The organism is Halorubrum tibetense (genome assembly GCF_042661865.1).
Taxonomy (GTDB): domain Archaea; phylum Halobacteriota; class Halobacteria; order Halobacteriales; family Haloferacaceae; genus Halorubrum; species Halorubrum tibetense.
Genome location: NZ_JBHSWW010000651.1, coordinates 1 through 600, shown reverse-complemented (window position 1 = coordinate 600; position 600 = coordinate 1). Strand labels below are relative to the sequence as shown.

The following is a 600-nucleotide window of genomic DNA, read 5'->3' as shown; positions in this document are numbered from 1 at the left end:
TAGCCGCCACCGCCGCCAAGGCCAAGCCCGTGGCTTGACTGGCACTCACTCCCAAACCCAAGATTAATAACGGCACCGCAAACAAAGAGCCACCAGCACCAGTTAGACCCAGAATAAGCCCAACCAAGGCACCAATAACCAAGGCGACCGCGCCGATTTCTATCACGACTGAACTTGGTTCCATGGCATGCGCGCAATTGCCATCGCCATGGGGCATGTGTCTGTTACGCCCGAGAAAACCAAACCTGCACCAACAAAGCCACTCAACCAAAACAAACCTGGATTGATAAAAAAGCCACCTAGTACACCAATAAACACTAATAACCCTGCAGCAATCCGCACTTGGCGCTCGAGAGGTATCACATTGCGCTTGCCGCGCACTAACAACTGCTCGGGCATCTTTTCAATACCGCCATCCACCACCACTAATTCACACTGTAATTTTCCCGCTAACTCTTGATGAGCCATTTCGGCACGGCGCTGGGTGCGGCACATTAAATACACTTGCGGTTTATCGCCTGCAGCCTCACCAACCGCACTTGGCGTGACGCTACCGAGTGGAAAGTTGACGCTGCTCGGTAAATTTACTGCGGCATATTC

2 protein-coding genes are annotated in these 600 nt (G+C 52.5%); both read right to left on the bottom strand.

Annotation, left to right across the window (positions count from 1 at the left end; genetic code table 11):
• A partial coding sequence (locus tag ACFQEU_RS17550) for a hypothetical protein (protein WP_465261191.1) occupies positions 1-184 on the bottom strand: 184 nt, incomplete at its 3' end.
• On the bottom strand, positions 163-600 hold a 438-nt coding region (locus tag ACFQEU_RS17545), incomplete at its 5' end, for a rhodanese-like domain-containing protein (RefSeq protein ID WP_379784238.1). The genes ACFQEU_RS17550 and ACFQEU_RS17545, both read right to left, overlap by 22 nt.